Source organism: Burkholderia sp. Ac-20392 (assembly GCF_017104585.1).
GTDB lineage: Bacteria > Pseudomonadota > Gammaproteobacteria > Burkholderiales > Burkholderiaceae > Burkholderia > Burkholderia lata.
Map to the genome: position 1 here is coordinate 1 of NZ_JAAGPB010000967.1, position 1,612 is coordinate 1,612.

A 1,612-nucleotide genomic window follows, 5' to 3' on the forward strand; every position below is an offset into this window, starting at 1 on the left:
CGGCATGTGCAGCGCGGCGTCGAGCCCGCCGAGATACGCGAAGCCCGGCTGGAAGCCGACGAAGAACACGACGTAGGCGCCGGCTGCGTGGCGCGCGACGACCTCGTCGGCCGACAGGCCGGTATGGGCGGCGACAGCGGGAAGATCGGGGCCGGCGGCACCGCCGTACTCGACCGGGATCTCGACCTCGCGGCCGTCCGCGTGCTCGACGTCGGCCGTCTCCCACGCGTCGCGCAGCGCCGGCGTGAGCGACTCGGCCGTCGTGGCGAGCGCGTCGAATACGATCGTCAGGTTGTTCATGCCGGGCACGACGTCGATCACGTCGGGCCACGCGCGCGCGGCCTCGGCAACGGCCCAGACGCGGCGCTGGCAATCGAGCGTGGCGGGCGGCGGCACCTCGCAGACGAGGGCGGCATCGCCGAGCGGATAAATGCGGGGTTGCGTCATCGGACTGGCACGGTTCGGACGGCAATGTTAGCGCACATTGTCAATAAAATATCGACAACTTCCCAATAAGCGTTTTCGCCTAGCCCGTATGTCGGGGCTTCTGGCGTACACTCGGCACACCCTGTCATCCGGCTTGCTCCGCCTTTCCATGAAGCGTCCTGCGACCAAGATCGTGTCATCCGAACACCTCGTTTCCGATTCGAGCGCGGAGCTGTCGGAGCTCGAATACGGGCTCATCATGGCAGGCAATGCTTTCAACCGGTGGATGGTGCGCTGCATGTCGGCGGCCGGCGCGAAGGACATGACGGCGGTCGAGGTGTCGCTGCTGCATCACGTCAGCCATCGCGAACGCAAGAAGAAGCTCGCCGACATCTGCTTCGTGCTCAATATCGAGGATACGCACGTCGCGACCTATGCGCTGAAAAAACTGATCGCCCGCGGCTATGTGAAGAGCGAGAAGAACGGCAAGGAAGTGTTCTTCTTCGCGACCGACGCGGGCCGCGACCTGTGCCTGAAGTACCGCGAGGTGCGCGAGCACTGCCTGATCGAGACGCTGAAGGACAGCGGGCTCACCAACGAGCAGATCGGCGACGCGGCGCAGTTGCTGCGCAACGCATCGGGCCTGTACGACACGGCCGCGCGCGCGGCGGCGTCGCTGTAAACGGTTGCGCCGCAGGTGGTGCGCGGCGGCGCGCTGACGGGCGTGCGACGACGGATGCGGCGCCGCCCGCCGCATCATCCGGCGGACGGGTACAGCGCGCCGTCGGTCACGATCCAGCACAGCGCGAGATCGTGCGCTTCGGCCGGCAGCGCATCGACGCGGCACGCTTCATAGGCGATGCCGACCGTCACGGGCAGCTCGCTGCCCGGCCATGCGGCAAGCGTGCGGTCGTAGTAGCCGCCGCCGTAGCCGAGCCGGTAGCGCTCCAGATCGAATCCCACGCAGGGAATCAGCAAAAGGTCGGGCACGACGACGATTCCCGACGCCGGTTCCGGAATCCGGTGATGACCTTCGCGCATCGGCGTGTGCGCGTCCCATGCATGGAACTCGAGCGGCGTGTGCCGCTCGTCGATCACGGGCAGCGCGACCTGCCGGCCGGCACCGGCCGCGCACCAGGCGAGCATTGCCTCGCGCGCATCGAATTCGCCCGGCAGCGGCCAGTAG

Annotated in this window: 3 protein-coding genes; 1 reads left to right on the top strand and 2 read right to left on the bottom strand. The window is 67.4% G+C overall.

Features of this window, described 5'->3' with window-relative positions:
* Nucleotides 1-447: allophanate hydrolase subunit 1 (locus G3N99_RS40125; protein ID WP_206125182.1), on the bottom strand; the 447-nt coding region annotated here is incomplete at its 3' end.
* A 148-nt stretch (nt 448-595) separates the two neighbouring features.
* Here G3N99_RS40125 and G3N99_RS40130 point away from each other — a divergent pair.
* Nucleotides 596-1,108, top strand: coding sequence for a winged helix DNA-binding protein (locus G3N99_RS40130; protein ID WP_027788908.1), 513 nt, complete (start codon nt 596-598; stop codon nt 1,106-1,108).
* A gap of 74 nt (nt 1,109-1,182) precedes the next feature.
* Here G3N99_RS40130 and G3N99_RS40135 read toward each other — a convergent pair.
* A partial coding sequence (locus G3N99_RS40135) for a 5-formyltetrahydrofolate cyclo-ligase (RefSeq protein WP_206125183.1) occupies nt 1,183-1,612 on the bottom strand: 430 nt, incomplete at its 5' end.

What these genes read in the sequence shown, in the direction of transcription:
- G3N99_RS40130 (WP_027788908.1), top strand. Translation starts at nt 596, where the DNA reads ATGAAGCGTCCTGCGACCAAGATCGTGTCATCCGAACACCTCGTTTCC.